Consider the following 23,698-nt stretch of genomic DNA (forward strand, 5'->3'; position numbering starts at 1 on the left):
TCATTTTCCACGCCGGAAGCTTCGAGCTCCGGTTATGTAAAGGGGAATTTGCTGGCCGCTGCCTACCGTAAATCGGGAGTCCGGTCAAACAGACGGCGGTGCGCGTTGACCGCGTAGGTGTCGGTCATCCCGGCCAAATAGTCACCCACGTGGCGAGCTTTTGCAGGTTCATCCAGCCCGGCGATGTGATCGACCCAATAATGGCTGCTCATCAGCGACGGATCCCGCATGTAGGCCTGGAAAAGATCGGTGACGATCTGGGCCGCGCCGGCGCGGATGCGCATGATATCGGGATGACGGTAAATGCGGCTGAACAGAAGGCGCTTGATCTGCCGGTCGGTCTCGGCCATCCCCGCGGAGAAGGTCGCGATTGCGCTGTCGGCGTGGCGGACATCCGCCGCACATCCCGGCTTGACCTCCCGCAGACGTTCCTGCGCGACGGAAATCACGTCCTCCACCATGCGGGTGATCTGTCGGCGGGTGATCTCGTGGGTGAAGCGGCTCGCCTCGAGTCCCGGATAGAGCCCGTGCACTTCGGCCATCAACCCTGCGAGGAACGGCACATCCTCCAGCATCTCGAAGGTGAGGTAGCCGGAGCGCAGGCCGTCATCGATGTCGTGGGTGTTATAGGCGATATCGTCGGCAATCGCTGCCACCTGCGCCTCGAGGCTGGCGAAGGTATCAAGTTCCAGGTCGTGGAGTTCGCAGTAGTCGCGGATCGGCTTCGGGACGGGTCCTCGCGTGCCCTGCCCCTCCGGCGTCAGGAGCGGCCCGTTGTGCTTCACCAAACCTTCGAGCGTCTCCCAGGTGAGGTTCAGCCCGTCAAATTCGGCATAGCGACGCTCGAGTTTCGTCACGATCCTCAGCGACTGAGCATTGTGATCGAAACCGCCATAGGGCTTCAGCACATCGTGAAGCGCGTCCTCGCCCGTGTGCCCAAAAGGCGTATGGCCGAAGTCATGTACCAGCGCCACGCCCTCGGCGAGGTCTTCGTCCAGCTTCAGGGCTCTCGCCAGCGCACGGGCGATCTGGGCGACCTCGATCGTATGGGTGAGCCGCGTCCGGTAATGATCGCTGTCTGTGCCGATAAAGACCTGTGTCTTATGCTTCAACCGTCGAAAGGCCGTCGTGTGGACGATGCGGTCACGGTCGCGCTGGAAGTCGGAGCGCGTCGGACTGCTCACTTCGGCAAACAGCCGCCCGCGCGACGACCAGGGGTCGGAGGCATAGACTGCCCGCTCCCCGGTACCGAAACCCAACACAGTCCTGTCAATCGTCATCGTCCGTTCCGTCTCATCCCCATTGACGCCCGTTGCCCGCCTTCATACCTATAGCAGACGATCCCGCAAGCAAGAGAGCGCGGCGGGAGCCGATTTGCCGGCAAAATGGAGCGGACGGACCCGCTTCCTGCCGACTGCAGGGATCAACAATCGATTTTCCACGGGCCTTGAACCCGTCAGGAGGACAAATGAGCGAATCGACCGTCACCCTTTCTGACGCCGCGGCGAAAAGGATCGCAGCCGTGGTTGCCGCCGAAGAGGACAAGCGCGCCCTGCGCGTCTCCGTCGAGGGCGGAGGCTGCTCCGGCTTCTCCTACAAGTTCGACCTCGAGGGGGCGCCGGAGTCCGACGACCTCGTCATCACCAAGGACGGCGCGACAGTCGTCATCGATCCGGTCTCGCTGGTCTACATGACCGGTTCGGAGATCGACTTCGTCGACAACCTGCTCGGTCAGTCCTTCCAAATCAAGAATCCGAACGCCGTGGCCAGTTGCGGCTGCGGGACCAGTTTTTCGATCTGATTTCGCCAATACTGCGGTGAAAACCGGCCGGGCTCTAACCCGGCCGGCTGTCGTCGTCAGTGACCTCCATCGCCGGCCATGGCAGCTTTGCGCACTTCCGCTTCGCTGGCGGAAGAGGTGCCGTTGAAGAAGACATTCAGCACCACGGCCGAAATCGAGGCCAAAAGAATGCCGGAATCGATCAGCGGATGAATGCCATGCGGCATCCACTGCTTGAAGTTCGGCGCGACCAGCGGGATCATGCCGACACCGACGGATACAGCGACGACGAAAAGATTGTTGCGGCTGGTCTTGAAGTCCACGCCCGAAAGGATCCGGATCCCCGTCGCGGCGACCATGCCGAACATCACCAAACCGGCGCCGCCGAGCACGACGGTCGGCAGCGATTCCACCAGCGCCGCCATTTTCGGAAGCAGACCGAGGATGATCAGAATCAGCCCGCCCGCGACGCAGACGAAACGCGACCTGACGCCGGTGACGCCAACGAGGCCGACATTCTGCGAAAAGCTCGTATACGGGAAGGTATTGAAGATACCGCCGATCAGCGTGCCGAGACCATCGGAGCGAAGGCCCGCCGCCAGCATAGGCTGGGTTACCGGCTTCCCGGTCATCTCACCGAGGGCCAGAAACATGCCGGTCGACTCGATCATGACGACAAGCATGACGATGGTCATCGTGACGATCAGGACGGGATCGAAGATCGGCATGCCGAAATGAAAGGGAAGGACCGGCGCAAACCAGGCGGCATTCGCCACCTTGTCGAAAGTCATCATGCCGGTGGCCGCGGCAAGAATACCCCCGATGACGATGCCGAGGAGCACGGAAATATTGGCGACGAACCCCTTGGCGAAACGTGCGATCAACAGGATCAATACCAATACGACGGCCGAGACAGCAATCCCCGACAGGGGAGCATAAGCCGCATTGGGTATACTCGCCGCAAGGCCGAGCTTCGGCGGGACTTCGGGGACCGCGCCGGCACTGGTCGCTGCCAGGGTCTTGATGTCCTCGAGCCATTTGGCGTGCGCCGGATCGACAAGGCTTGGCGCCGTCGGTCCGAACGGATTTCCGAAGATCCAGTTGATGCCGATCCGCATCAGCGAAACGCCGATGATCAGGATGATCGTGCCGGTTACGACCGGCGGGAAGAAGCGCAGGAGGCGGCTGACCAGCGGTGCGATCAGCATGGCGACGATGCCGGCACCGATGATTGACCCGAATATCAGGCGTGCGCCATCGGCACCGCCCGAGATATTGGCCATCGAGACCATCGGACCGACCGACGCGAACGTAACGCCCATCATCACCGGCAGGCGGATGCCGAACCACTGGGTGACGCCGAGCGACTGAATCAATGTAGCGATGCCGCAGGCGAACAGGTCTGCGGAGATCAGAAAAGCGACGTCTTCCGGCGGCAGTTTCAACGCGCGTCCGATAATCAACGGTACGGCGATGGCACCGGCATACATGACAAGAACGTGCTGCAGACCGAGTGTCGCGAGCCGCGACATCGGCAGCACTTCGTCGACAGGATGCGTCTTCGTACTGACATTTGGCATGAGTAGTGTCCCCTTTTTTGCGGACGTTTGTCGCCCGGCGCTGCTTGCCCCGAATGGAGCGTCCGCCGGCTCGCCCTCCCCAGGAGCCGGTCAAGGAAGAATGGAGTGTCGTCATGGAATGTCAAAGGGGCCGCAGCCGGCAATGCACAAAAGCCGGTGGCAAAATTCGCCCTGTCGTCTATGAAGAAGGGAAGACGAAGGGAAGCAATCCATGAAGATCGCCACTTGGAACATCAACGGGGTGAAGGCGCGCATCGCAAATCTCTGCGAGTGGCTGAAGAGCTCGGCGCCCGACATCGTTTGCCTCCAGGAAATCAAGTCGGAAGACGCCAGCTTTCCCAGGCTGGAGATCGAAGCGCTTGGCTACCACGTGGAAACGCACGGCCAGAAGGGATTCAACGGGGTAGCCCTGCTCTCGAAGATGAAGCCGGACGAGATCAACCGCGGTCTGCCCGGCGATGATGGGGACGAGCAGGCACGCTTCATCGAAGGCGTGTTCTCGGTCAAGGGTGGGGCATTGCGCGTCTGCTCGCTCTACCTGCCGAACGGCAATCCCGCGGACGATCCGGTAAAATATCCTTACAAACTCGCCTGGATAGAGCGGCTGAAGGCGTTCGCCGAAGACCGTCTCGCGCTCGAGGAACCGCTGATCCTCGCCGGAGACTACAACGTCATCCCCGAGCCCTACGACTGCCACGATCCGCGGGTCTGGGCGGGCGACGCCCTCTTCCTGCCGCAGACGCGCGAAGCATTCCGCCGGCTCGAACATCTCGGCCTCGTCGACGCGGTGCGCGCCACAACCGACGAGACGAAGCTTTATTCCTTCTGGGATTACCAGGCCGGTGCGTGGCAGAAGAACAACGGTATCCGCATCGACCACCTTCTGCTCTCACCGGAGGCGACCGACCGCTTCCGGGCCGCGCAGATTGAAAAGCACGTGCGGACCTGGGAAAAGCCATCCGACCACGTACCGGTGTCAGGCTGGTTCGATTTCGAGGCAGCCTGAGGGCAGCCATCACTCCGGTTGGTGGTAAATCTCCGGAGCGAGCGCAATCGCGACGCGACGGTCGTCCTCGCTGGCAAGAGAAAAGGCCTGCTCCTGCAGGTCCTGCATCCAAAGACAGTCGGACGGGCTGCACTTGTCCAGCGCCGCAGTCATGAAGGCGAGCCCGCGGGCGCTCTGGCCTTCCTGGAAAATCAGGTTGCCGAACACTGCCATCGCGCCAGGATGTCCGCTCTTGCGCGCCAGATTGAGCCACTTCTTGGCCTGCTGGATGCTGGTCTTGCCGCCCTCGCCCGACAGCATCATCCTGGCAAGCTGGAACTGCGCCTCCGGGACGCCGAAGGTCGAGGCCACCTGGAAATAGAGCTGACGCGCCTGAGCCAGATCGATCTTGACCGGGCTGCCGGGAATCCCCTTGCGATAGTAGCCGGCCAGTGCCAGCAACGCATTGACGAAGAAGCCGGTGTCCTCCGAACCGGGCTCGACACCCTGGCTTGCGATCTCGGCGTAGATCTTGAACGCCTCGAAATCGTCCTCGACGACGCCGTCGCCATCCGCATACATATTGGCCAGCGCCCAACGAGAACCGGTATGACCCTTCTCGGCGGCATAGCGGTACGCCTCGACAGCCTCCTGCTTCTGGCCATTCTTGTAAGCCTTGAAGCCGAACTTGAAGAGGTCGAAGGGTCCTGACTCCTTGGTCACGCCGGCGTTGATATCGAACGCGTGGCCCGCCGCTGTCCCGGCCAGGACAAAAAGCAGCGAGGAGAACAGAACCTTACCCGGATATTTCCAGTCTGGCGTTTGCATGATTGCGTATTTCTTCCACATCACCACATACGACGGTAGCCTTCGAGGCCTCGTCGGGCTCGATTTACCTTGTCCGTGAAACAATTGTCCGCGACGCTGGTGAACATACCGTTCACCGTCACGCCTCCTCTGGCATGCTTTGCTTTGCCAGGCATTGAGCGGTCATCGTCGACCTTCATCAAGGTAGTTTGTATTTCGGGCAAGACTGCGGCTGTGGTCGTCGCGGGCGCCAAAAAACTCAAGGCGCGATCCCTGGATACCGATCTTCTCGGCGCATCTGCGGGATTCAGAAGGTTTTCTGCGGCTACAAGGCTCATGTCTTACTCAACCGACGAACTACGCAACACCCAACTCAAGCATTCGTCAGGACATCGCTGCGCTCAGTTTGTGGCGGGAAATGGACAAAATCCCCGGATCTCCGGCACCCCCGCAACGATAGGGAAAATGTTGCAGATTCATCACAATCGATCGACTGCCACGAACTTACAAAACGAAAAGCCCGGGCGAACCGGGCTTTTCAATTTCAACGAATGCGCTCTCAGAAAGTGATCCGGTAGGAACCGGAAACCGCGTAGGCCCAATCGCCGTTCGCCGTGGCATTGTAGCTCGCACCGTCCGCCAAGGACTGGCTGCCTTCGGTCAGGTAGCTGACAGCGCCGCCGAAGCGAAGCTCGCCGGGACCGGCCTTGACCGAAACGCCGGCAGCGACGGTCCAGGTGTCGGAGTAGATGTCTGCACCAGTGCCGACGCCGCTGTCCCAGGTGACATTTACCGTGCCAGCGAACTGTTCGTTGAACTTGTGGGCGACGCCGGCCTGAAGCGTCCAGCCGTCCTTCCAGTTATAAACGTCCTGCTGGGGCGTGTAGCCACCCGGCGCGAGCGGATTGCCGACGCTGTAGTCGAGGGTCTGCAGAACACTCCAGTCTGTCCACTTGACCGAGCCGTAAACCAGCCAACCGGGCGCGACACCCGTCTGCAGGCTGAGCTTCAGCGACTGCGGCAGCGTGCCACTACCGAAGGCGTCCTGCAGTCCGAAAGGCGCGATCGCCGGATCCCAATCGAACGAGCCCTCATCGGCATCGTGCTTGACCTTGGAGCGATACATCAACTGCGCACGCATCGCATATTCCGGGATGTCATAGGCGACACCCAGGCGATATCCGAAGGCTGCGTTATCCTCGAGCTTCAAATCGCCGCGATATGCGTTCGCGGTGTACTTAAAGTCCTGCAGGAAAACGCCACCGAGGAAGTGGATACGTCCCTTGCCCGCCTGCGCACTCACATCGCAGGTCGCACCATATTCGTTGGTGATGAAGTCCTTGTGGCTGGCGCCCGCGCCGCCGCTGAGCAGGCTTGCCGTTTGAGCCTCCGGGCCGTAATCCGCGTCGGCCCCGAAAGGCTGCGTGTAGGTGAAAGCGCAGCCAAGATTCTCCGACATCTGGAACTTCGCAGCGAAGCTCGGAATCCAGTAGTCGTTGCTATAACGGTCATCGGTGGCTGCGGCGCCGGCGATGGTGTCAAATTTGCGGTGCGGCGAGACGTAGATGACGCCGCCCCGCGCCACATACGTGCCGTCCTCGAACAGGATGTCCGTGTCGGCTTCACCACGGCTGAAGCCACCGGCATTCGCCACGGACGCCAGAGCGCCGAAACCGACTGCGAATACGACGCCGGATTTAAAAAATTGCTTTGCCATCTCTCTCCCCACTCCAAGGCATAACGACTGCCTGCATTCTAATCACAGGCTTCGATATCACAACGTTACCAAGTGAACGGCCACAACCATTGAGGAGCCTGCAAATTTACGTAAAATACTGACGCGCACGTAAGAAATCGGACACCAAAGAAAATAATTCCCCACAATAGCCTTTCTTCACGCCACATTGGTATATTTTTCCAATGCGCATGCGGTCTGTTGCGCCCGAAGCACACTCACACATTTGTGAAGCCATCGTCCGAGCAGCGCTTCTCGAAGCGCTTCGAGGCACATTTTCCATGCCGAATCAAATTGATATGAAGAAGCCGCAGGCCTTTCGGCATGCGGCTTCGCAAAAATGCACAGGAACCCGGAGACTCGCGGAAGGTTGCCGTGACTCAACCGGCCTCCGCCAAACGCTTCAGAGCGGTATCGAGGCTCGCGCGCTGGATCTCCAGTTCGCCGTAGCGTTCGCGTTCGGCGGCGACGACATCCGGGTTGGCGTTGGCGACGAACTTCTCGTTGGCGAGTTTCGAGGCGATACGGTTCATTTCCTGTTCGACCTTGGCGATCGCTTTTTCCAGCCGGGTCCTCTCCGCGCTGATATCGATGAGACTTCCGAGCGGCAGGCAGGCGGTCGCCTCACCGACGACGATCTGCGCGGCGCCCTTCGGAGCCTCGGCGGCAAGCGAAATGCTGTCCACACGCGCCAGCCGCTTGATCGAAGCCTCGTGACGCCGCAGACGCTCCTGGGTGACGCCATTCGCCGCGACGACGACGAGCGGTGCAACGGCTCCGGGCGGCACGTTCATCTCGGCGCGCGCCGAGCGGATACCGGAGACGAGATCGACCAGCCAGTTGATGTCGCTCGCAGCGCCCTCGTCGGCGAAGTCGGGTGCCGGCCATGCTGCGTGGCAGAGCAGCGTTTCCCGCTCCCTGCCCTCACCGGCCGTGTGTGCCCAGAGTTCCTCCGTGATGAAGGGCATGAAGGGATGCAGGAGCTTGTAAGTCTCCTCGAGCACGTAGGCGGCGCAGGTCTGTGCCTCCTTCTTGGCAATCTCGTCGTCGCCCGAAAAGACCGGCTTCAGAAGCTCTAGGTACCAGTCACAGAACTGGTTCCACACGAAACGGTAAAGGGCGCCCGCCGCATCGTTGAAGCGGTAGTTGGCAATCCCTTCCGTCACCTCGCGCTCGGTCCGCGCCAGTTCCGTCAGGATCCAGCGGTTGATTTCGAGCGTCGTCGTTTCCGGAAGAAAATGCGGATCGTTCGCCGCGCCGTTCATTTCGGCGAAACGGGTCGCGTTCCAGAGCTTGGTGCCGAAATTGCGGTAGCCGGCGATACGCGCCGGGTCGAGCTTCACGTCGCGGCCCTGCGCCGCCATGATGGCGAGCGTGAAACGCAGTGCATCCGCGCCGTATTCGTCGATCAGCTGCAGCGGATCGATGACGTTGCCCTTCGACTTCGACATCTTCTGGCCGTTCTTGTCACGAACCAGCGCATGCACATACACCGTATGGAATGGCTCGACCGGCGTGCCGTTCTCGTCCTTCATGAAGTGCATTCCCATCATCATCATCCGGGCGACCCAGAAGAAGATGATGTCGAAACCGGTGACCAGCACGTCGGTCGGGTAATACTTGGCGAGCGCCTCGGTCTTCTGCGGCCAGCCGAGCGTCGAGAACGGCCACAGCGCGGAGGAGAACCATGTGTCGAGCACATCCTCGTCACGCGTCAGGATCTCGCCCGGTGCGAAATTCTCGAGCTTCTCCTCGACCCAGGCCTTCCACGGACCTTCGTGGGAAATGTAGTGCTGAATGGCGGCGTGCAGCGCCTCCTCTTCCGTCTTTTCGACGAAGACCTGGCCATCCGGACCGTACCAGGCGGGAATCTGGTGCCCCCACCACAGCTGCCGCGAGACGCACCAGGGCTGGATATTCTCCATCCACTCGAAATAGGTCTTTTCCCAGTTCTTCGGGACGAACTTCGTGCGGCCTTCGCGAACGGAAGCGATCGCCGGCTTGGCAAGCGTTTTGGCGTCGACATACCACTGTTCGGTCAACCGTGGTTCGATCGGAACACCGCCGCGGTCGCCATGCGGAACCATGTGCTTGTGTGGCTCGATCTTGTCGACCAGTCCCTCGGCCTCGAGGATCTCGACGATCTTTTTGCGGGCGGCGAAGCGGTCGAGCCCTTCCAGTTCGGACCAGACCATCTCCTGCTCGCGGGTCGGTGTCAGTCCTTCGAGGAAGTCGTCATTGCCGACGATACCCACCGTCGCGTCGACGTTCAGGATGTTGACCATGTTGAGGCCCGCGCGCTTGCCCACCTCGAAGTCGTTGAAGTCGTGGGCCGGCGTCATCTTGACCGCACCGGTTCCGGCAGTCGGGTCCGGATACTCGTCGGCGACGATCGGAATGCGGCGCCCGACGATTGGCAAGATCACGTGCTTGCCGACGATCTCCTTGTAGCGCGCATCGTCCGGATGGACGGCAACGCCGGTGTCGCCGAGCATCGTCTCCGGACGGGTCGTCGCGACGACCAGATAGTCGCGCGTCTCCCATTCCGCCGGATTGCCGTCTTCGTCGAAGGCGACCGGATGCTGGTAGGTGACGCCATCCTCGAGCGGATATCGCAGGTGCCAGAGATTGCCGTTCACCTCGATCTGTTCGACCTCGAGGTCGGAGATCGCCGTCAACAGTTTCGGATCCCAGTTGACGAGACGCTTGTCCTTGTAGATCAGCCCCTCCTTGTAGAGGCTGATGAAGACCTCGATGACGGCTTCGGAGAGCCCCTCGTCCATGGTGAAGCGTTCGCGCGACCAGTCGCAGGACGCACCGAGGCGACGCAGCTGGTTGAAGATCAGGCCACCGGATTCGTTCTTCCATTCCCAGACCTTCTCGACGAAGGCCTCACGGCCCATCTCGCGCCGTCCGGGAAGCTGCCGCTCCATCAATTGCCGCTCGACCACCATCTGCGTGGCGATGCCGGCATGGTCCATGCCCGGCTGCCACAGCACGTCCTTTCCGCGCATGCGCTCGAAACGGATCATCACGTCCTGCAACGTGTTGTTGAGCGCGTGGCCCATGTGCAGCGAACCGGTCACGTTCGGCGGCGGGATGACGATGGTGAAGCTGTCCTCGCCCGGCTTGGCATTGGCGCCGGCGCGGAATGCGTCAGCATCCTCCCAGGCCTTGGCGATTTTCGGTTCGACTGTCGTGGCGTCGTAGGTTTTTTCGAGCATTTCCTGACCAAACCCAGAAAGCGTTGAAGGGATCAACACGATTGATGTCATTTAAGCGGTAAACCGGACGGGGCCGCCAGTGTCAACAAGAAAGCCGCCCCGGACACCGGAGCGGCCTGTCTCTAACTTCGTCGAGAGAACCGTCAGCGACGCGGGCCGCGCGCCACCCGTTCGATCTCCTCGCGCACCAGCCGTTCGACGAGCGTCGGCAGATTATCGTCGAGCCATTCCTGCAACATCGGACGGAGCATTTCTTCCGCCATCTCGTCGAGGGAGCGACGCTGGCTGCCGTCGATCGCCTCGGCGAGTTCGCCGAAGGAACGGGCGACGTGTTCGTGCGTCTCCGCCGAAACCAGCGCCTTGCTTTCGGTGTCCGTCGACGGAGCGGCCGGCTCCGGCGCCTCGACGATCGCCTCTGCCCGCACATCCGTCATGACGAACGTTTCGGCCGCCGCGGCGGCATTCGCGGACGCTTCCCGCTCCGGCTCCACCTGCGGGACGGACGAGCGAAGTTCGGCCATCCGGCTGGTCATAACGGGGCTGACCGACGACGAAGCCTCGACCGGGCGACCGGCCACGGGTTCGCTCTGTTCGACCCGCTCGCTGGACGAGCGGACCCGGGCGGCCAGATCGGCAAGGGAAATGTTCTTCGGGGCAGGCTTTTCGGCCGGTTCGACCGCCTGGACGGATGCCGCCCCGCGATCGTTTGCGGCATGCATGGCAGGAGCCGCTTCGTCTATTGCCAAAGCGAGATCGTCGTCCTCGTCTTCGTAGACCGGCGGGAGGGAGGTCGAATCCAGCTTGGCGCTTTCCGGATCGTTGCTCTCGATGATCCGGCGGATCGATGCCAGGATCTCTTCCATCGACGGTTCACGCGCTACGCTTGGCTGAGCCATGTTCTTCCCCGTTTTCCCTGAAGATTCAATTGTCGGCACGGCGACCGATCATTGATTCGTCTCACCTTAGGATACTCCTGAGGTGAAAAAAATCACGCCGCAGGCTCGCTTCGGCGTGATGCACAGGTTTATTCGGGAAGAAACGACCTCAGCGGCCGTCGACGGTGCGCAGGCCGATCCACTTGTCCTTGACGGCCTCGTAGTGCACCTCGGAACGATATTCGGCGACCTGAAGCCCCTGGCTCTGGATCGTCAGCTTGCCGGATGCGGCGAGGACCGAATAGCTCGCAACGACCGCGTTGCGCTGATAGCTGACAAGGCTCTCCTTCGCCTGAAGCACGGTATCCTGTGCATTCAAGACGTCGAGCGTCGTCTTCTGCCCGACATTGCGTTCCTCGATGACACCCTGGAGAGCCAGATTGGCGGCACTCAACTGCTTGCGTGCGGCCGAAATCGCCGCAGTTGCGGCCTGCATCTGGGCATAGGCCGAGGTGACCTGCTGGCGTACCGCCGCGCGCGCCGAGTCGACCATGATTCGCTGTTCGCCAAGTGTCTCCTTCGCCTGACGGATGCGGCCGAATTCCGCCCCGCCCTGGTAGAGCGGCACCTTCAGCTGCGCGGTGATCGAAGCGCTCGAATAATCCGTATCGCTGGCGCTGGTATTCGACGTCGTATGGCGACCGACATTACCCTGGATGACCACGCCGGGAAGCAGCATGCCTTCCGCCGACTTCACCTGATAGCCGGCAGCGTCCACCGAGTGCAGGGCGGCAAGGACCGACGGATGTTCGCGGATTGCCGAGGCGACCGCGTTATCGAGGCTCGACGGCAGCGCCTTGCTTGCCGGATTGGGCTGCCTGATCCCGGAGGGCATCTCGCCGACGACCTGCACATAGGTCGCCTCGCTCTGCTTCAACTGGGCGATCGCCGCGGCGAGAAGCGCCTGCGCACCGGCAAGCTGTGCCTCTGCCTGGCTGACGTCGGTGCGCGTCCCCTCACCCACTTCGAGACGGGCATTGGCCGCGTTCAGCTGCTCCTGCAGGAAGGCGAGGTTCTGCTTGCGGATGACGACGATCTGCTGGTCGCGGGCCACGTCCGCATAGGCCTGTGCGGCGGCAAGCAGGATGGAGATCTCGTTGGCCTTCAGATTTTCACGGTTGGCGAAAACGCCCGATTCCGCCGCGCGTACATTATTCAGCGTCTGGAATCCGTCGAAGATCATCTGCGTGATCGAGAGGCCGACATCCGTCTGGTTGTAGTCGTTGGTATAGCCGGACGGCATACCGCTCATGTGACCGACAGAAATCTGCGTCGCCGAGGCCGTGGCCGCAATCTGGGGCCGCATGCCTGCCTTGGCGATCGTGACGTTTTCATCGGTCGCTCTCAAGCGTGCCCGAACGGCGTTCAGATCCGGGTTGTTCTCATAAGCCTTTGCCATGGCACCGAAGATCGTTTCGGCGGCGGCCATTCCCGGCATCAGCGTCAGGATGGACGCCAGAGTGGCGGCAGATACGGTCTTTCGAATGAACGACACGGGCATCAACTCCAAATTTTTCCGCTACCGCGATGCAATCCTCAACCGAGATCATGACCTCAGTACCGGACTGTCGCGGAAGCTCCCCCCACCTAGATGACCCGGCGCTCGCAAAGCCGCAACCCGGGCGGCCCGCTCACAAAAAGAAAACCGATGCGACGTTGCCAAAAAACAACATGCCGCATCGGTTCGATCAAAGGCAATTCGGGATGGCAGCGCCATCCCCTGCCAATATGTCGCAGGCTCGGATCAGAATACGAATTCAGCAGCCTTGCGGAAGCCCGGCAAGGGCTTCACCGAGGTGTTGAAATACTCGCTGAAGGAGGAAACGCCATGGGCGCGGACAAACAGCCGTGCACGGGCTGCGTTGCCGTAGCCGACGACGGCGACGAGTCGACCGCCCTCATGCAACTGCGCCAGCAGTGCTTCGGGCACTTCCTCGACGGCGCCGTTGATGAAGATAACGTCGTACGGTCCTTCGCCGGCATAGCCCTGCTCAAGATCGCCGGTGACCACTGCCACATTGTCGTGACCGAGTTCCGAAAGCGTCGCAGTGGCGCTGGCGGCCAAGGCCTCATCGCACTCGACGGCGACCACCGAACCGGCAACCTGCGAAAGGATCGCGGCAGCATAGCCTGCGCCGCAACCGATCTCGAGAACGACGTCGTCCTTTGTAATGGCCGCGAGCTGAACCAGTTTCGCGAGCGGCGACGGTTCCATGATGTAGCGGGGCGGGTTGCCGTCCCTGGCAGGCGCGATCTGCAGGTCCTCGTCGATATAGGCCAGCGGCTTCAGTTCAGCCGGCACGAAGGCCTCCCGCGGTACCGTCAGGAACGCCGAAAGCACGGAGTGCGACGTCACGTCGGTCGTGCGTATCTGGTTGTCCACCATCTTGGTGCGTGCAGCTTCGAAGTCCATCATGATTGTCGTCCCACTTGCGGCCGGGTGTGTGTCTCTCGGCGTGTCTTAATTGCAGGAAGGGCCGCTTTCAAGGCTTCCCCTTCTGGATCAGGGGAAATCGCGACGAACTGCCGACGAAACCCCAAACAAAAGGTGGGAAGAGCCGGCAAGGCCGGAAAAAACAAAAGCCGGTTCGGATACCGAACCGGCCTTGCTTTCAGCAAATCTGCTGATGAAACTGGCTCCCCGGGCCGGATTCGAACCGGCGACCTGTCGATTAACAGTCGAATGCTCTACCGCTGAGCTACCAGGGATCACCGCTCGCCGCGGCGTGAGGGGGCTAATACAAATGCTTGCTCGATTTGCCAAGCGGTTTTTTCAAAAAAATGCCGTCCCCTTGTTCAATTCTCCTCAGCACCCATCTTTTCCCCAGGCGGGACAAGGTTTTGGCACCTTTCCGTGATATGGGTAGCGAATGGCCGAGAAAAAATATCGTATCGACAGGGAGAGAGGTCGCCTGATCCTCGGGAAGCTGGAGATGCCTTTCCCGCGTTCGCGCAACGGGAGGGTCGCGGTGGGCTCCGGCCTGGTCGCCGGCGGTATTCTCGGTTTCCTCCCGATCCTCGGCTTCTGGATGATTCCGCTGGGGCTGCTGATCCTCTCCCAGGAACTGCCCTCGGTACGCCGGCGCCGGCGCAAGGCGGCGATCTGGTGGCGAAAGCGCTATCCACAGGTCAACCGCGCGGGCCGCTGAGTCCGGAGCGAATTTTCCGGCGCCGACGATGCGGGCGACAAAAAAACTTGCGCGCGCGGCGCTTCCCCCTTGCACTCGTCTTTGATCCGTTCTAAACGCCCGTCACCACTCGCTTTTACAGCACGGATGGCCTCGTGGCGGAGTGGTTACGCAGAGGACTGCAAATCCTTGCACCCCGGTTCGATTCCGGGCGAGGCCTCCACCGCTCTCCACATTATCATTTCGCCGCAAGCCCGCGCGGGCCGGATTCGGTCTGTCGCGTTTCTCACGTCTTTCGTGCCGATCCGCACCTCTCGCGGAACCTTCCGACTGTCAACGCGTTTGGCGGTGCCGGCGTGCGCACCCCCCTGAGGCGCGGCGGCAAAAAACGGCATCGTTCCCCGCTTCCTCCCCCGGGAAGCGGGGTTTGCCATTGGCGGGTTCCCGCGCAGATAAAAAAATCATCCGAGCTGGAACAAAGAAGGCGGCGGCGCGTTTGTCGCGATCGCCGGGCCGCGCCATCCACTTTGTGCGGTCCTGCGAGGTTGCTCCCAGCCCGGTCTCTACTCGGAGACGGAACAACTTGCGGCGGGTACGAACCCGCCGCATTTTTCTTTTCTCGCCGGTTCGCGAAGGATGCCCTTCGGAACAATCCCTGTCCGCGGCCATTCTTCTCCGGAACCCTGCGAAGGAGAAAACGATGAACCAGCTCATCTATCTTGTCGGCCTCGTCGTCGTGGTGATCGCAATCCTGTCTTTCTTCGGCTTCGCCTGAACAGATGCTCGAGGCCTAGGCTGTTCGCTCCGCGTCCCGTATAAGATGCCGGCAGCAGCGACGGGCGAGACGGCAGATGCAGGATCCAGGCGACACACCGGTCATACTCTGGTTCCGCAAGGACCTGAGGCTCGGCGACAACCGCGCGCTCGTCCATGCAGCCGCGACGGGGCGGCCGGTGATTCCCCTCTATATCCATGAGCCGAACAACGGGCCGCTCGGCCGCGCGCAGTGCTGGTGGCTGCACCATTCCCTTGTCGCCCTCGGCCGCTCGCTGGAAAGGCTCGGAAGCAGGCTCATCCTGCGTAGTGGCCCTCCGCAAGCCGTTCTCTCGACACTGATTGCAGAAAGCGGGGCGACCGAGGTGCTCTGGAACCGGCGTTACGACCCCGATGGAATCGAATCCGATTCGGTTCTAAAGGCTGCGCTTCGCGGCGACGGGATCACCGCCCACAGTTTTTCAGGCCAGTTGTTGCACGAGCCGTCGCGGATGAAGACGGGTACCGGCGGCTTCTACCGTGTCTACACGCCGTTCTGGCGCGCCTTCGAAAATTCCGGAGAACCCGAGGAACCACTCCAGCCGCCGACCGCCATGCCCGCCCCGGACGTATGGCCGGACACGGAGACGCTCGACGATTGGCGCCTCCTGCCGACGACGCCGGATTGGGCCGCCGAGTTCCGCAACGTCTGGACGCCCGGAGAAGTCGGCGCCCGAAGGCGGCTCCAGGATTTCGTCAGCGGCGGCCTTCAAGGCTATGCCATCCGACGCGACTTTCCCGCCGAGCCGCATGTCTCCATGCTCTCGCCGCACCTCGCACTCGGCGAAATCTCCCCGGCGCAGATATGGCACGCGACACGCGGGCTTGCCGGCGATGTACCCGTGGAGGACGTTACGAGTTTTCGCAAAGAGCTCGTCTGGCGCGAGTTCAGCTATCACCTGCTCTTTCACTTCCCGGAACTGCCACGGCGCAATTTTTCGGAAAAGTTCGGCGGTTTTCCGTGGCGCAGCGATCCAGACGGCCTGCGGCGATGGCAGCGCGGCGAAACTGGCTACCCGATCGTCGATGCCGGCATGCGGCAGCTCTGGCAGACCGGCTGGATGCACAACCGCGTCCGCATGATCGTCGCCTCCTTTCTGGTCAAGGACCTGCTGATCGACTGGCGGGAGGGGGAAAGCTGGTTTCGTGACACTCTCGTCGACGCCGATCCGGCGTCGAATGCCGCGAGCTGGCAATGGGTCTCCGGTTCCGGAGCGGATGCCGCCCCCTTCTTCCGCATCTTCAACCCGGTCAGCCAGGGCGAAAAATTCGATCCCGAGGGCGCCTATGTGCGAAAGTTCGTGCCCGAGCTCGCGCGCCTCGACACCCGCTACATTCACCGGCCATTCGAGGCACCGGCCGCAGTCCTTGCCAAGGCCGGCATCGACCTCGGAAAGACCTACCCGCAGCCGGTCGTTGACCACAAGATGGCGCGCGAACGGGCGCTCGCAGCGTTTCGCGGCCTCGCCGTTTCATCGTCCGGATAGTCCGCGCCTGCCGCGCGGGCACTCGAAGCACGGTTTTTCTATACCCATGCGCCGCAGGGGAACCGAATTCCTTGTCTTATTCACCTTGAGATTTGAAAAGTCGCTTCTTAATCTTCTGACAAAGAGAAGGCTCATCCCATGGCATTTCATCCCTCCGTCCTCGAGGCGATCGGCAATACGCCGCTCATTCGGCTGAAGAACGCCTCGGAGGCGACCGGCTGCACCATTCTCGGCAAGGCGGAGTTCCTGAACCCCGGCCAGTCGGTCAAGGATCGCGCCGCGCTCTACATCATCCGCGATGCCGAGCGGAAAGGCCTGCTGGCGCCCGGCGGCGTCATCGTCGAAGGCACGGCCGGCAATACCGGCATCGGGCTCACACTGGTCGCCAAGGCGCTCGGCTACCGGACCGTCATCGTCATCCCGAAACCCAGAGCCAGGAAAAGAAGGACGCACTGCGTCTGCTCGGTGCCGAGCTCGTCGAGATCCCGGCCGTTCCCTACAAGAACCCGAACAACTACGTGCGGCTCTCCGGCCGCCTTGCCGAACAGCTGGCGAGGACGGAGCCGAACGGCGCGATCTGGGCGAACCAGTTCGACAACACGGTGAACCGCGACGCCCATGTCGCGACCACCGCGAGGGAAATCTTCGCGCAGACGGACGGCAAGGTGGACGGTTTCATCTGCGCCGTCGGCTCGGGCGGCACATTGGCCGGCACCGCGGCCGGGCTGCGGGAACTGAAGCGCGACGTCAAAATCGGCATCGCCGATCCCGAGGGCGCCGCCCTCTACGAATACTATCGGAACGGCGAACTGAAGTCCTCCGGCTCCTCGATCACCGAAGGTATCGGCCAGGGCCGCATCACCGCCAATCTCGAAGGCTTCACCCCCGATTTCGCCTATCAGATCCCCGATTCGGAAGCGCTGCCGATCATCTTCGACCTCGTCGAACAGGAGGGGCTATGCCTCGGCGGCTCGTCGGGCATCAACATCGCCGGCGCCATCCGCCTTGCCCGTGAGCTCGGTCCGGGGCATACCATCGTGACCATGCTCTGCGACTACGGCAACCGCTACCAGTCCAAGCTCTTCAACCCCGCCTTCCTCGCGTCGAAGGCCCTGCCGGTCCCCGGCTGGCTCGAGATGCAAGCTACGTTTGAGCTGCCCTTCGAGGCCGCGTAAGGGAGAAATCATGCCGACCACCGCTCTTTATCGCGACGACTTCTATCTTTCGACCTGCGAGGCGGTGGTGACGGCGGTCAACGGGGACGGCAGCATCGAAACCGACCGGACCTGCTTCTACGCGACCTCGGGCGGCCAGCCGGGCGACACGGGTTTCCTGGAGCGCAGCGACGGTTCGAGGATTGCACTCGACGTGACCCGGCACGGCGCATCGAAGGACATCATCCTTCACATACCGTCGGAAGGGCAGGATCTTCCAGCGGTCGGGGAAACGATCGTCATGCATGTCGACTGGCCGCGCCGGTACAAGCTGATGCGCATGCACACCGCCTGTCACCTGCTCTCCGTCGTCTGCCCCTTCCCGATCACCGGCGCCGCCGTCGGCGAGGACGAATCGCGGGTGGACTTCGACATGACCGAGACGATCGACCGCGACACGGTGACCGGCGAACTGATGCGGCTCGTCGCCGAGAACCATCCGATCTACCTGCAATGGATCACCGATGAGGAACTCGCCGCCAATCCGGGCATCGTCAAATCGAAGAACGTGCGGCCCCCCGTCGGAATGGGCCGGGTGAGCCTCGTCTGCATCGGCGAAGACTCCGCCGTTGACAGCCAGCCCTGCGGCGGCACACATGTTTCCGAGACCCAGGAGGTCGGGGCGATTCATATCGCCAAGATTGAAAAGAAGGGCAAGGAGAACCGCCGGTTCCGCATCCGTTTCGGAACGCCGGACGCCCTTGCCTGACGGCAACGGGAGAAAACCATGCCTGCGGAGAAAAGCCGCTTCGTCGTATCCGCCGATTGGGTGGAAAAACAGCTCGGCGCGCCCGAATTCAAGATCGTCGACGCGTCCTGGTACCTGCCCGCCCAGGGTCGTAACGGTGCGGCCGAATACGCGGCCGGGCACATTCCCGGCGCGGTCTTCTTCGACCAGGACGTCATCGCCGACCAGACGACGGGGCTGCCGCATTCGCTTCCCTCTCCGGAACTCTTTGCCGAGGAGGTCGGCAAGCTCGGCATTTCGGCGACCGACACGATCGTCGTCTATGACGGCCCCGGCATCTTCTCCGCACCGCGCGTCTGGTGGATGTTCCGCGTCATGGGTGCCCGCAACGTCTACGTGCTCGACGGCGGCCTCGATGGCTGGAAGGCGGAAGGCCGGCCGCTCGAGACGGACCTGCCCGAACCGGCACCGGCCAATTTCGCCACCAGTTTCCAGCGCGATCGCCTGACCTCGTTCGAGGAAATGCAGGAGATCGCCGACAACGGCTCGCGTCAGATCGCCGATGCGCGACCGGCGGGACGGTTCACCGGCGACGAACCGGAGCCGCGCGAGGGTATGCGTTCGGGGCACATGCCCGGCGCCCGAAGTGTGCCGGCGCTTTCGCTCTCCGAGGGCGGACACCTGAAGGACCTCGCCAAGCTTCGCTCGATCTTCACCGACGCCGGGATCGACCTCACGAAGCCGGTCGTAACAAGCTGCGGCTCCGGCGTGACGGCGGCAGTGATAACGCTCGCGCTCGAATCGCTCGGCCATCGCGAAAACACGCTCTATGACGGTTCCTGGTCGGAATGGGGCGGACGTTCCGAAACGCCGGTCACCACCGGCCCCGCCGGACCAGTCGCATCGAGGGCACACGGCCCGCTTCGCGCCCATGTTACGCGGCTCGAAATGACCGCGCCGCCGAAGACGAGCCTGCCCGTGCCGGTCAACATCCAGACGGCGATCATGCGGGCGGTCGAAATTCCCCTGCCCTTCTACCGCTTCCTGCAGCGCCAGGTCGGCGGGCGCTGGCATTGGCATGCGCGGTTGCGGATGAACGACGCCGAGTTGCGCGCGATCGTCCACGACCCGAAGGTCAGCATCAACGTTCTCTACGTCAACGGAGCGCCTGCCGGCTTCTTCGAACTGGCGCAGAAGAACGACGACGTCGTGGAGCTGTCCTATTTCGGCCTGATGGAGCACGTGCTCGGCATGGGTCTCGGCAAGTGGTTCCTGCTGCAGGCGCTCTATCTCGCCTGGCAGAACGATCCCAAGAAGGTGACGGTCACGACCAATACCCTCGACCATCCGCGCGCCCTGCAGCTCTACCAGCGCTTCGGCTTCTCGCCGGTCGAAACCTTCGACGCTCTCGTGGAGCCGCTCACCGAGGAAGAACTGCTTCAGATGATCCGCCGGGACGCGGCCTCTCCGTGAGGCCGCGCCCGTCGGTCATTCGGCCTTGTTCAGCAGATAGTCGGCGATCAGCGTCATGTGCATCTGCGCGAGCTCGTAGCAATAGGTGAGCTCGCGTTCACCCGGATGCCAAAACGCATTCGGCTGGCCGCACGCCTTGGCCGTGATACGGATGCCATCCTTCAGGTTATAGCTCTCGGCGAACACGTCCCGCACGACCTCGAGCAAGCCTGCCGACTGGATCATCGAGGCATAGGCCGCGAGTTCTTCATCGGCGACCTTCTCATAGGTCACCTTCATGTCCGCCTTCTTGCCGTCGGTCCTGTTGTAGGGTGCGAGCACGCTCATCCAGCTCTGTGCAGTCTGGACGTATTCGACCGCGCACTCCTCGCGCCGCTCCTTCGGGTAGTCGATCGAGTCGGCGAACTGCTTGAAGCCCTCGGCATCGTTGCCGACCATCATGCACACCATCTGGTAGGCACGCTGCTCGTCGAGCCCGTGGCTGTCCCAGAAAGCGAGCTCGTCGCCGTTCTCGGTGCTCTTGTCGCTCGCGAGGAACCAGCCGTCGGCCGAATCGGTGATCGCCTGGTCGAGCGTCTCGTCATGAGCCTCGAGAAGCAGGATCGACGACAGCGCGTCGACGGCGTCTTCCTCACGGCCGAGAACCGGCACGCCGAGTTCGGAAACCAGCATGTGGCCGGCTTCGTGGAAAAGAACGAAGATCGCGTTGCCGGTGACGAAATTGATCGTCTCGGTCATCTGTTCGTCATTGAGCTTGCCGAGATCGAGCACCTCTTCCGATCGCGCAGCATGAGGCATCGCGAACGCGACGCAGGCAAGCGCCGCACACATAAGTTTTCTGAGCATAATTCCCCCGAATTCTACAGCCCCGATTACTTTGCATAGTGCATCCGGGCACGGGGCGGCAATCTGCGGAAACAACCAAATTTGGGCCGAATTTTCCGCAATCCGGCAGGAAACGGGTGGTTCGGGAACGTCCTCGGCGGAAAATGGTGCGATCGAAAGGAGACACCATGTCCATGATCCGATTTTCCGCCTTACCGTCCACCATTGCGGCCTCCTATCGCGAGGGGGAAGCCGACGCCTATGGCCTCGCCCCGGAACGAAGCGTTTCCGATGGCGACGGCGTTCCCTGCCGCCACTGCCTGCGTCTGGTCGGTGCCGGCGAGCCTTACCTCATTCTCGCGCACCGTCCCTTCCCGCACCCCAGCCTTATGCGGAGACCGGGCCGATCTTCCTGCATGCGGAGGCCTGTGAACGTCACGACGGCGGAGAGGCGCTACCGCCGATCCTGCGGCACCCGAGCTACATCCTGCGCGGCTATGGCGACAACGACCGGATTGTCTACGGTTCCGGCGCCGTCACCCCGCGCGAGGAGATCCGGCAATATGCCGCCAAGCTTCTCGAACGGGAAGATATTGCCTACGTGCACGTCCGGTCGGCCACCAACAATTGCTACCAGTGCCGTATCGACAGGGCATGAGCGGAAACGCGAACGACCGGCCAGAGACTGGCCGGTCGTGACACATGCAGCGACGTTCCGCGGTTCTTACGTCACGGAATGCTCGCCGAGGCGCAATCTTACATTACGCCACGTTAAGGACCATTTCCGGCGCGTGCATCTCGTAGCCGAGCGCTTCCGCGACCGGACGGTTGGTGATGCGTCCGCGGTGCACGTTGAGGCCATTGCGCAAGTGACGGTCTTCGGCGAGAGCGCGCAGGCCGCGATCGGCGAGCGCAAGGCCGTGCATAAGCGTAGCGTTGTTCAGGGCCTCGGTGGACGTGACCGGCACGGCGCCGGGCATATTGGCGACACAGTAATGAACCACACCGTCGACTTCATAGGTCGGATGCGAATGCGTCGTCGCATGCGAGGTTTCGAAGCAGCCGCCCTGGTCGATCGCAACGTCGACGATGACGGCACCCTTCTTCATGCCCGAGAGCATTTCGCGGGTGACAAGCTTCGGCGCAGCGGCACCCGGGATCAGCACGGCGCCGATCACCAGGTCGGCGGCGAAGACGGCCTGTTCGAGGCTGTCGATCGTCGAGTAGAGGGTGCGGACGCGACCGGCGAAGATGTCGTCGAGCTGGCGCAGGCGCGGCAGCGAGCGGTCGATGATGGTGACTTCGGCGCCGAGGCCGGCGGCCATGCGCGCGGAATGCAGGCCGACGACGCCACCGCCGATGACGGTGACCTTGCCCGGAAGCACGCCGGGAACGCCGCCGAGCAGCACGCCGCGGCCGCCATGGGCCTTCTGCAGTGCCGTGGCACCGGCCTGGATCGCCAGGCGACCGGCGACTTCCGACATCGGAGCCAGCAGCGGCAGGCCGCCGCGGTCGTCGGTCACGGTTTCGTAGGCAACGGCGGTAACGCCGGATTCGAGCAGACCCTTCGTCTGCTCCGGATCGGGAGCGAGGTGCAGGTAAGTGTAGAGGATCTGGCCTTCACGCAGCTGCGTCCATTCCGACGGCTGCGGCTCCTTGACCTTCACGACCATGTCGGCACGAGCGAAGATGTCCTTGGCCGAACCGACGATCTCGGCACCGGCAGCAATATAGGCACCGTCGTCGGCGCCGATACCGCCGCCCGCGCCCGTCTCGATCAGCACCTTGTGACCGTGCGCCACGTATTCGCGCACGGCACCCGGGGTCAGCCCGACGCGGTACTCGTGATTCTTGATTTCCTTGGGGCAGCCTACCAGCATTTTTGTTCCTCTCTTGCGGCGTTTATCGCCTCGGGTGATTTGACCCAAGATTTGAAACACCGAAGGCGCAAAATGTCCTTGCAAATTTCGATTTTGAGCATCATTAATTTCGCGCATTATTGCGCGTAAAAATGAATTCATCGAAGGATATTCGAATGCAGGAACTGGATGCGATTGATCTTGCGATTTTGAAAGCGCTTCAGCAAAACGGTCGCATGACCAACGCGGAGCTCGCCGAGAAGGTCGGACTAAGTGCTTCGGCCTGTTCGCGGCGCCACGACATCCTTGAGCGATCGGGGGTGATCAGCGGTTATCACGCGCGGCTGTCGAATAAGGTACTCGAATATAAGATGATCGCAATCGTGCACATCTCGCTTTCGGGCCAGTTCGCGAAAACACTCTCCGATTTCGAGGCTGCCGTAAAGCGCTGTCCGAACGTCCTCGTCTGCTATCTGATGTCCGGCGAATACGACTATATCCTCCGCGTCGCGGCCAAGGACCTCGAGGACTACGAGCGCATCCATCGCGATTGGCTGTCTGCCTTGCCACATGTGGTCAAGATCAACTCCAGCTTTGCTCTCCGCGAGATCATCGACCGGCCGAATGTCGGCCTTTGATGCATATAGCGACAATTTTAACGACAAGATTCAACGACCGGCAAAGAACTCCTCCTAAGGTTGCGTTTAAGGACAACCTTTTCGGGGAACCATGACGAAATCAAACCTGAATATGGAAACACGGCGGGCATCGCGGCAACGCTGTCGGGTCGACAGCAAGGTGAAGTATCTGCAGCAGGAAGCCAATGCGCGGATGGTCGACGTCTCGCGAACGGGTCTTGCGCTCGAACTTGCGACACCGCTCCACGCCGCCGCCGGCAGCGTCGTGCAGATCCAGAACGACCACCTCGGTCTGATCGAAGCCACCGTACGCTGGCGCAGGGCGAGTCGTCTCGGCGTCGAAGTCATTAGCACGAGCAATACGCTCGCACAGATGTCGGCTTACTTCCGGCACTTCCACAAAGAAGTCCGTCCGGTTCTAACCCGCTGATCGAGCGGAAAAGGCATACCGTCGCTGAAGGATCACGGGGCACTTCGCACGGAGCGACGGCCCCTGTCCTCCGTGTCTCGCCGCTGCAAACACCGCA

20 protein-coding genes, 2 tRNA genes and 2 pseudogenes are annotated in these 23,698 nt (G+C 61.9%); 13 read left to right on the plus strand and 11 right to left on the minus strand.

Annotation, left to right across the window (positions count from 1 at the left end; all coding sequences use genetic code 11):
* Nucleotides 1-62 precede the first annotated feature (62 nt).
* The gene (locus tag H4I97_RS08825) at nt 63-1,280 is read right to left on the minus strand and encodes a deoxyguanosinetriphosphate triphosphohydrolase (RefSeq protein ID WP_182304310.1); all 1,218 of its coding nucleotides are present in this window, start codon (nt 1,278-1,280) and stop codon (nt 63-65) included.
* A 188-nt stretch (nt 1,281-1,468) separates the two neighbouring features.
* Here H4I97_RS08825 and erpA point away from each other — a divergent pair, with 188 nt between their 5' ends.
* On the plus strand, nt 1,469-1,801 hold the full coding sequence (gene erpA / locus H4I97_RS08830) for an iron-sulfur cluster insertion protein ErpA (protein WP_182304311.1): 333 nt from the start codon (nt 1,469-1,471) through the stop codon (nt 1,799-1,801).
* A gap of 56 nt (nt 1,802-1,857) precedes the next feature.
* Here the strand turns inward: erpA and H4I97_RS08835 are convergent, their stop codons facing one another.
* The gene (locus tag H4I97_RS08835; protein WP_182304312.1) at nt 1,858-3,360 is read right to left on the minus strand and encodes a nucleobase:cation symporter-2 family protein; all 1,503 of its coding nucleotides are present in this window, start codon (nt 3,358-3,360) and stop codon (nt 1,858-1,860) included.
* A 211-nt stretch (nt 3,361-3,571) separates the two neighbouring features.
* Here H4I97_RS08835 and xth point away from each other — a divergent pair, with 211 nt between their 5' ends.
* A complete protein-coding gene (xth, locus tag H4I97_RS08840; RefSeq protein ID WP_182304313.1) occupies nt 3,572-4,366 on the plus strand; it encodes an exodeoxyribonuclease III in 795 nt (264 codons plus the stop codon).
* A gap of 9 nt (nt 4,367-4,375) precedes the next feature.
* On the opposite strand, the gene exoR is transcribed toward xth, so the two are convergent.
* On the minus strand, nt 4,376-5,173 hold the full coding sequence (gene exoR, locus H4I97_RS08845; protein ID WP_182304314.1) for an exopolysaccharide production regulator ExoR: 798 nt from the start codon (nt 5,171-5,173) through the stop codon (nt 4,376-4,378).
* Nucleotides 5,174-5,248: 75 nt separating this feature from the next.
* On the opposite strand from exoR, the gene H4I97_RS08850 reads away from it, so the two are divergent.
* Complete coding sequence (locus tag H4I97_RS08850; RefSeq protein WP_182304315.1) at nt 5,249-5,722, plus strand: hypothetical protein; 474 nt, start codon at nt 5,249-5,251, stop codon at nt 5,720-5,722.
* On the opposite strand, the gene H4I97_RS08855 is transcribed toward H4I97_RS08850, so the two are convergent.
* The 6 genes from H4I97_RS08855 to H4I97_RS08880 all read right to left on the minus strand — a co-directional run bounded on the left by H4I97_RS08855 (nt 5,712) and on the right by H4I97_RS08880 (nt 13,755).
* Complete coding sequence (locus H4I97_RS08855; RefSeq protein ID WP_182304316.1) at nt 5,712-6,869, minus strand: OmpP1/FadL family transporter; 1,158 nt, start codon at nt 6,867-6,869, stop codon at nt 5,712-5,714. The two genes, H4I97_RS08850 and H4I97_RS08855, sit on opposite strands and share 11 nt — an antisense overlap.
* Before the next feature lie 398 nt (nt 6,870-7,267).
* Nucleotides 7,268-10,111 (minus strand): valine--tRNA ligase, encoded by a 2,844-nt coding sequence (locus tag H4I97_RS08860; protein ID WP_182304317.1) that lies wholly within the window; start codon nt 10,109-10,111, stop codon nt 7,268-7,270.
* A 143-nt stretch (nt 10,112-10,254) separates the two neighbouring features.
* Nucleotides 10,255-11,007, minus strand: coding sequence for a PopZ family protein (locus H4I97_RS08865; RefSeq protein ID WP_182304318.1), 753 nt, complete (start codon nt 11,005-11,007; stop codon nt 10,255-10,257).
* A 148-nt stretch (nt 11,008-11,155) separates the two neighbouring features.
* On the minus strand, nt 11,156-12,484 hold the full coding sequence (locus H4I97_RS08870; RefSeq protein ID WP_182307592.1) for a TolC family outer membrane protein: 1,329 nt from the start codon (nt 12,482-12,484) through the stop codon (nt 11,156-11,158).
* Nucleotides 12,485-12,790: 306 nt separating this feature from the next.
* Nucleotides 12,791-13,462, minus strand: coding sequence for a protein-L-isoaspartate O-methyltransferase family protein (locus H4I97_RS08875; protein WP_244658608.1), 672 nt, complete (start codon nt 13,460-13,462; stop codon nt 12,791-12,793).
* A gap of 218 nt (nt 13,463-13,680) precedes the next feature.
* Nucleotides 13,681-13,755: transfer RNA gene (locus H4I97_RS08880), tRNA-Asn, on the minus strand.
* Between the two features lie 161 nt (nt 13,756-13,916).
* On the opposite strand from H4I97_RS08880, the gene H4I97_RS08885 reads away from it, so the two are divergent.
* The 7 genes and pseudogenes from H4I97_RS08885 to sseA all read left to right on the plus strand — a co-directional run bounded on the left by H4I97_RS08885 (nt 13,917) and on the right by sseA (nt 19,849).
* Nucleotides 13,917-14,195 carry a PGPGW domain-containing protein gene (locus tag H4I97_RS08885; protein ID WP_182304319.1) on the plus strand — a complete coding sequence of 93 codons (279 nt, stop codon included), beginning with the start codon at nt 13,917-13,919 and terminating at the stop codon, nt 14,193-14,195.
* Between the two features lie 128 nt (nt 14,196-14,323).
* Nucleotides 14,324-14,397 (plus strand) — tRNA-Cys (locus H4I97_RS08890).
* 210 nt (nt 14,398-14,607) lie between these two features.
* Nucleotides 14,608-14,949, plus strand: a complete 342-nt coding sequence (locus H4I97_RS08895) for a hypothetical protein (protein WP_182307716.1) — start codon at nt 14,608-14,610, stop codon at nt 14,947-14,949.
* Between the two features lie 76 nt (nt 14,950-15,025).
* Nucleotides 15,026-16,474, plus strand: coding sequence for a cryptochrome/photolyase family protein (locus H4I97_RS08900; RefSeq protein ID WP_182304320.1), 1,449 nt, complete (start codon nt 15,026-15,028; stop codon nt 16,472-16,474).
* 138 nt (nt 16,475-16,612) lie between these two features.
* Nucleotides 16,613-17,649 (plus strand): annotated as a pseudogene (locus H4I97_RS08905) (cysteine synthase A).
* Nucleotides 17,650-17,659: 10 nt separating this feature from the next.
* Nucleotides 17,660-18,397: an alanyl-tRNA editing protein gene (locus tag H4I97_RS08910; protein WP_182304321.1), complete on the plus strand. Its 738-nt coding sequence runs from the start codon at nt 17,660-17,662 to the stop codon at nt 18,395-18,397.
* Nucleotides 18,398-18,415: 18 nt separating this feature from the next.
* Nucleotides 18,416-19,849 carry a 3-mercaptopyruvate sulfurtransferase gene (gene sseA / locus H4I97_RS08915; protein ID WP_182304322.1) on the plus strand — a complete coding sequence of 478 codons (1,434 nt, stop codon included), beginning with the start codon at nt 18,416-18,418 and terminating at the stop codon, nt 19,847-19,849.
* A 15-nt stretch (nt 19,850-19,864) separates the two neighbouring features.
* Here sseA and H4I97_RS08920 read toward each other — a convergent pair whose 3' ends face one another.
* Nucleotides 19,865-20,695: a DUF4344 domain-containing metallopeptidase gene (locus H4I97_RS08920; protein WP_182304323.1), complete on the minus strand. Its 831-nt coding sequence runs from the start codon at nt 20,693-20,695 to the stop codon at nt 19,865-19,867.
* Nucleotides 20,696-20,862: 167 nt separating this feature from the next.
* On the opposite strand from H4I97_RS08920, the pseudogene H4I97_RS08925 reads away from it, so the two are divergent.
* A pseudogene (locus H4I97_RS08925) lies at nt 20,863-21,332 on the plus strand (DUF1203 domain-containing protein).
* A gap of 103 nt (nt 21,333-21,435) precedes the next feature.
* Here H4I97_RS08925 and ald read toward each other — a convergent pair.
* Nucleotides 21,436-22,554 carry an alanine dehydrogenase gene (gene ald, locus H4I97_RS08930; protein ID WP_182304324.1) on the minus strand — a complete coding sequence of 373 codons (1,119 nt, stop codon included), beginning with the start codon at nt 22,552-22,554 and terminating at the stop codon, nt 21,436-21,438.
* 155 nt (nt 22,555-22,709) lie between these two features.
* On the opposite strand from ald, the gene H4I97_RS08935 reads away from it, so the two are divergent.
* Nucleotides 22,710-23,171 (plus strand): Lrp/AsnC family transcriptional regulator, encoded by a 462-nt coding sequence (locus H4I97_RS08935; RefSeq protein ID WP_114363049.1) that lies wholly within the window; start codon nt 22,710-22,712, stop codon nt 23,169-23,171.
* 160 nt (nt 23,172-23,331) lie between these two features.
* A complete protein-coding gene (locus H4I97_RS08940) occupies nt 23,332-23,601 on the plus strand; it encodes a PilZ domain-containing protein (RefSeq protein WP_244658609.1) in 270 nt (89 codons plus the stop codon).
* The last annotated feature ends 97 nt before the right edge of the window (nt 23,602-23,698 follow it).

The organism is Ciceribacter thiooxidans, from assembly GCF_014126615.1.
GTDB lineage: Bacteria > Pseudomonadota > Alphaproteobacteria > Rhizobiales > Rhizobiaceae > Allorhizobium > Allorhizobium thiooxidans.

Bases quoted from the DNA above. Each gene is read 5' to 3' on its own strand.
- H4I97_RS08935 (WP_114363049.1), top strand. From the start codon at position 22,710: ATGCAGGAACTGGATGCGATTGATCTTGCGATTTTGAAAGCGCTTCAG.
- H4I97_RS08920 (WP_182304323.1), bottom strand. From the start codon at position 20,695: ATGCTCAGAAAACTTATGTGTGCGGCGCTTGCCTGCGTCGCGTTCGCG.
- exoR (WP_182304314.1), bottom strand. From the start codon at position 5,173: ATGCAAACGCCAGACTGGAAATATCCGGGTAAGGTTCTGTTCTCCTCG.
- sseA (WP_182304322.1), top strand. From the start codon at position 18,416: ATGCCTGCGGAGAAAAGCCGCTTCGTCGTATCCGCCGATTGGGTGGAA.
- H4I97_RS08885 (WP_182304319.1), top strand. From the start codon at position 13,917: ATGGCCGAGAAAAAATATCGTATCGACAGGGAGAGAGGTCGCCTGATC.
- xth (WP_182304313.1), top strand. From the start codon at position 3,572: ATGAAGATCGCCACTTGGAACATCAACGGGGTGAAGGCGCGCATCGCA.
- H4I97_RS08910 (WP_182304321.1), top strand. From the start codon at position 17,660: ATGCCGACCACCGCTCTTTATCGCGACGACTTCTATCTTTCGACCTGC.
- H4I97_RS08875 (WP_244658608.1), bottom strand. From the start codon at position 13,462: ATGATGGACTTCGAAGCTGCACGCACCAAGATGGTGGACAACCAGATA.
- H4I97_RS08865 (WP_182304318.1), bottom strand. From the start codon at position 11,007: ATGGCTCAGCCAAGCGTAGCGCGTGAACCGTCGATGGAAGAGATCCTG.
- H4I97_RS08825 (WP_182304310.1), bottom strand. From the start codon at position 1,280: ATGACGATTGACAGGACTGTGTTGGGTTTCGGTACCGGGGAGCGGGCA.
- H4I97_RS08860 (WP_182304317.1), bottom strand. From the start codon at position 10,111: ATGCTCGAAAAAACCTACGACGCCACGACAGTCGAACCGAAAATCGCC.
- erpA (WP_182304311.1), top strand. From the start codon at position 1,469: ATGAGCGAATCGACCGTCACCCTTTCTGACGCCGCGGCGAAAAGGATC.
- H4I97_RS08855 (WP_182304316.1), bottom strand. From the start codon at position 6,869: ATGGCAAAGCAATTTTTTAAATCCGGCGTCGTATTCGCAGTCGGTTTC.
- H4I97_RS08870 (WP_182307592.1), bottom strand. From the start codon at position 12,484: ATGCCGGGAATGGCCGCCGCCGAAACGATCTTCGGTGCCATGGCAAAG.
- ald (WP_182304324.1), bottom strand. From the start codon at position 22,554: ATGCTGGTAGGCTGCCCCAAGGAAATCAAGAATCACGAGTACCGCGTC.
- H4I97_RS08900 (WP_182304320.1), top strand. From the start codon at position 15,026: ATGCAGGATCCAGGCGACACACCGGTCATACTCTGGTTCCGCAAGGAC.
- H4I97_RS08835 (WP_182304312.1), bottom strand. From the start codon at position 3,360: ATGCCAAATGTCAGTACGAAGACGCATCCTGTCGACGAAGTGCTGCCG.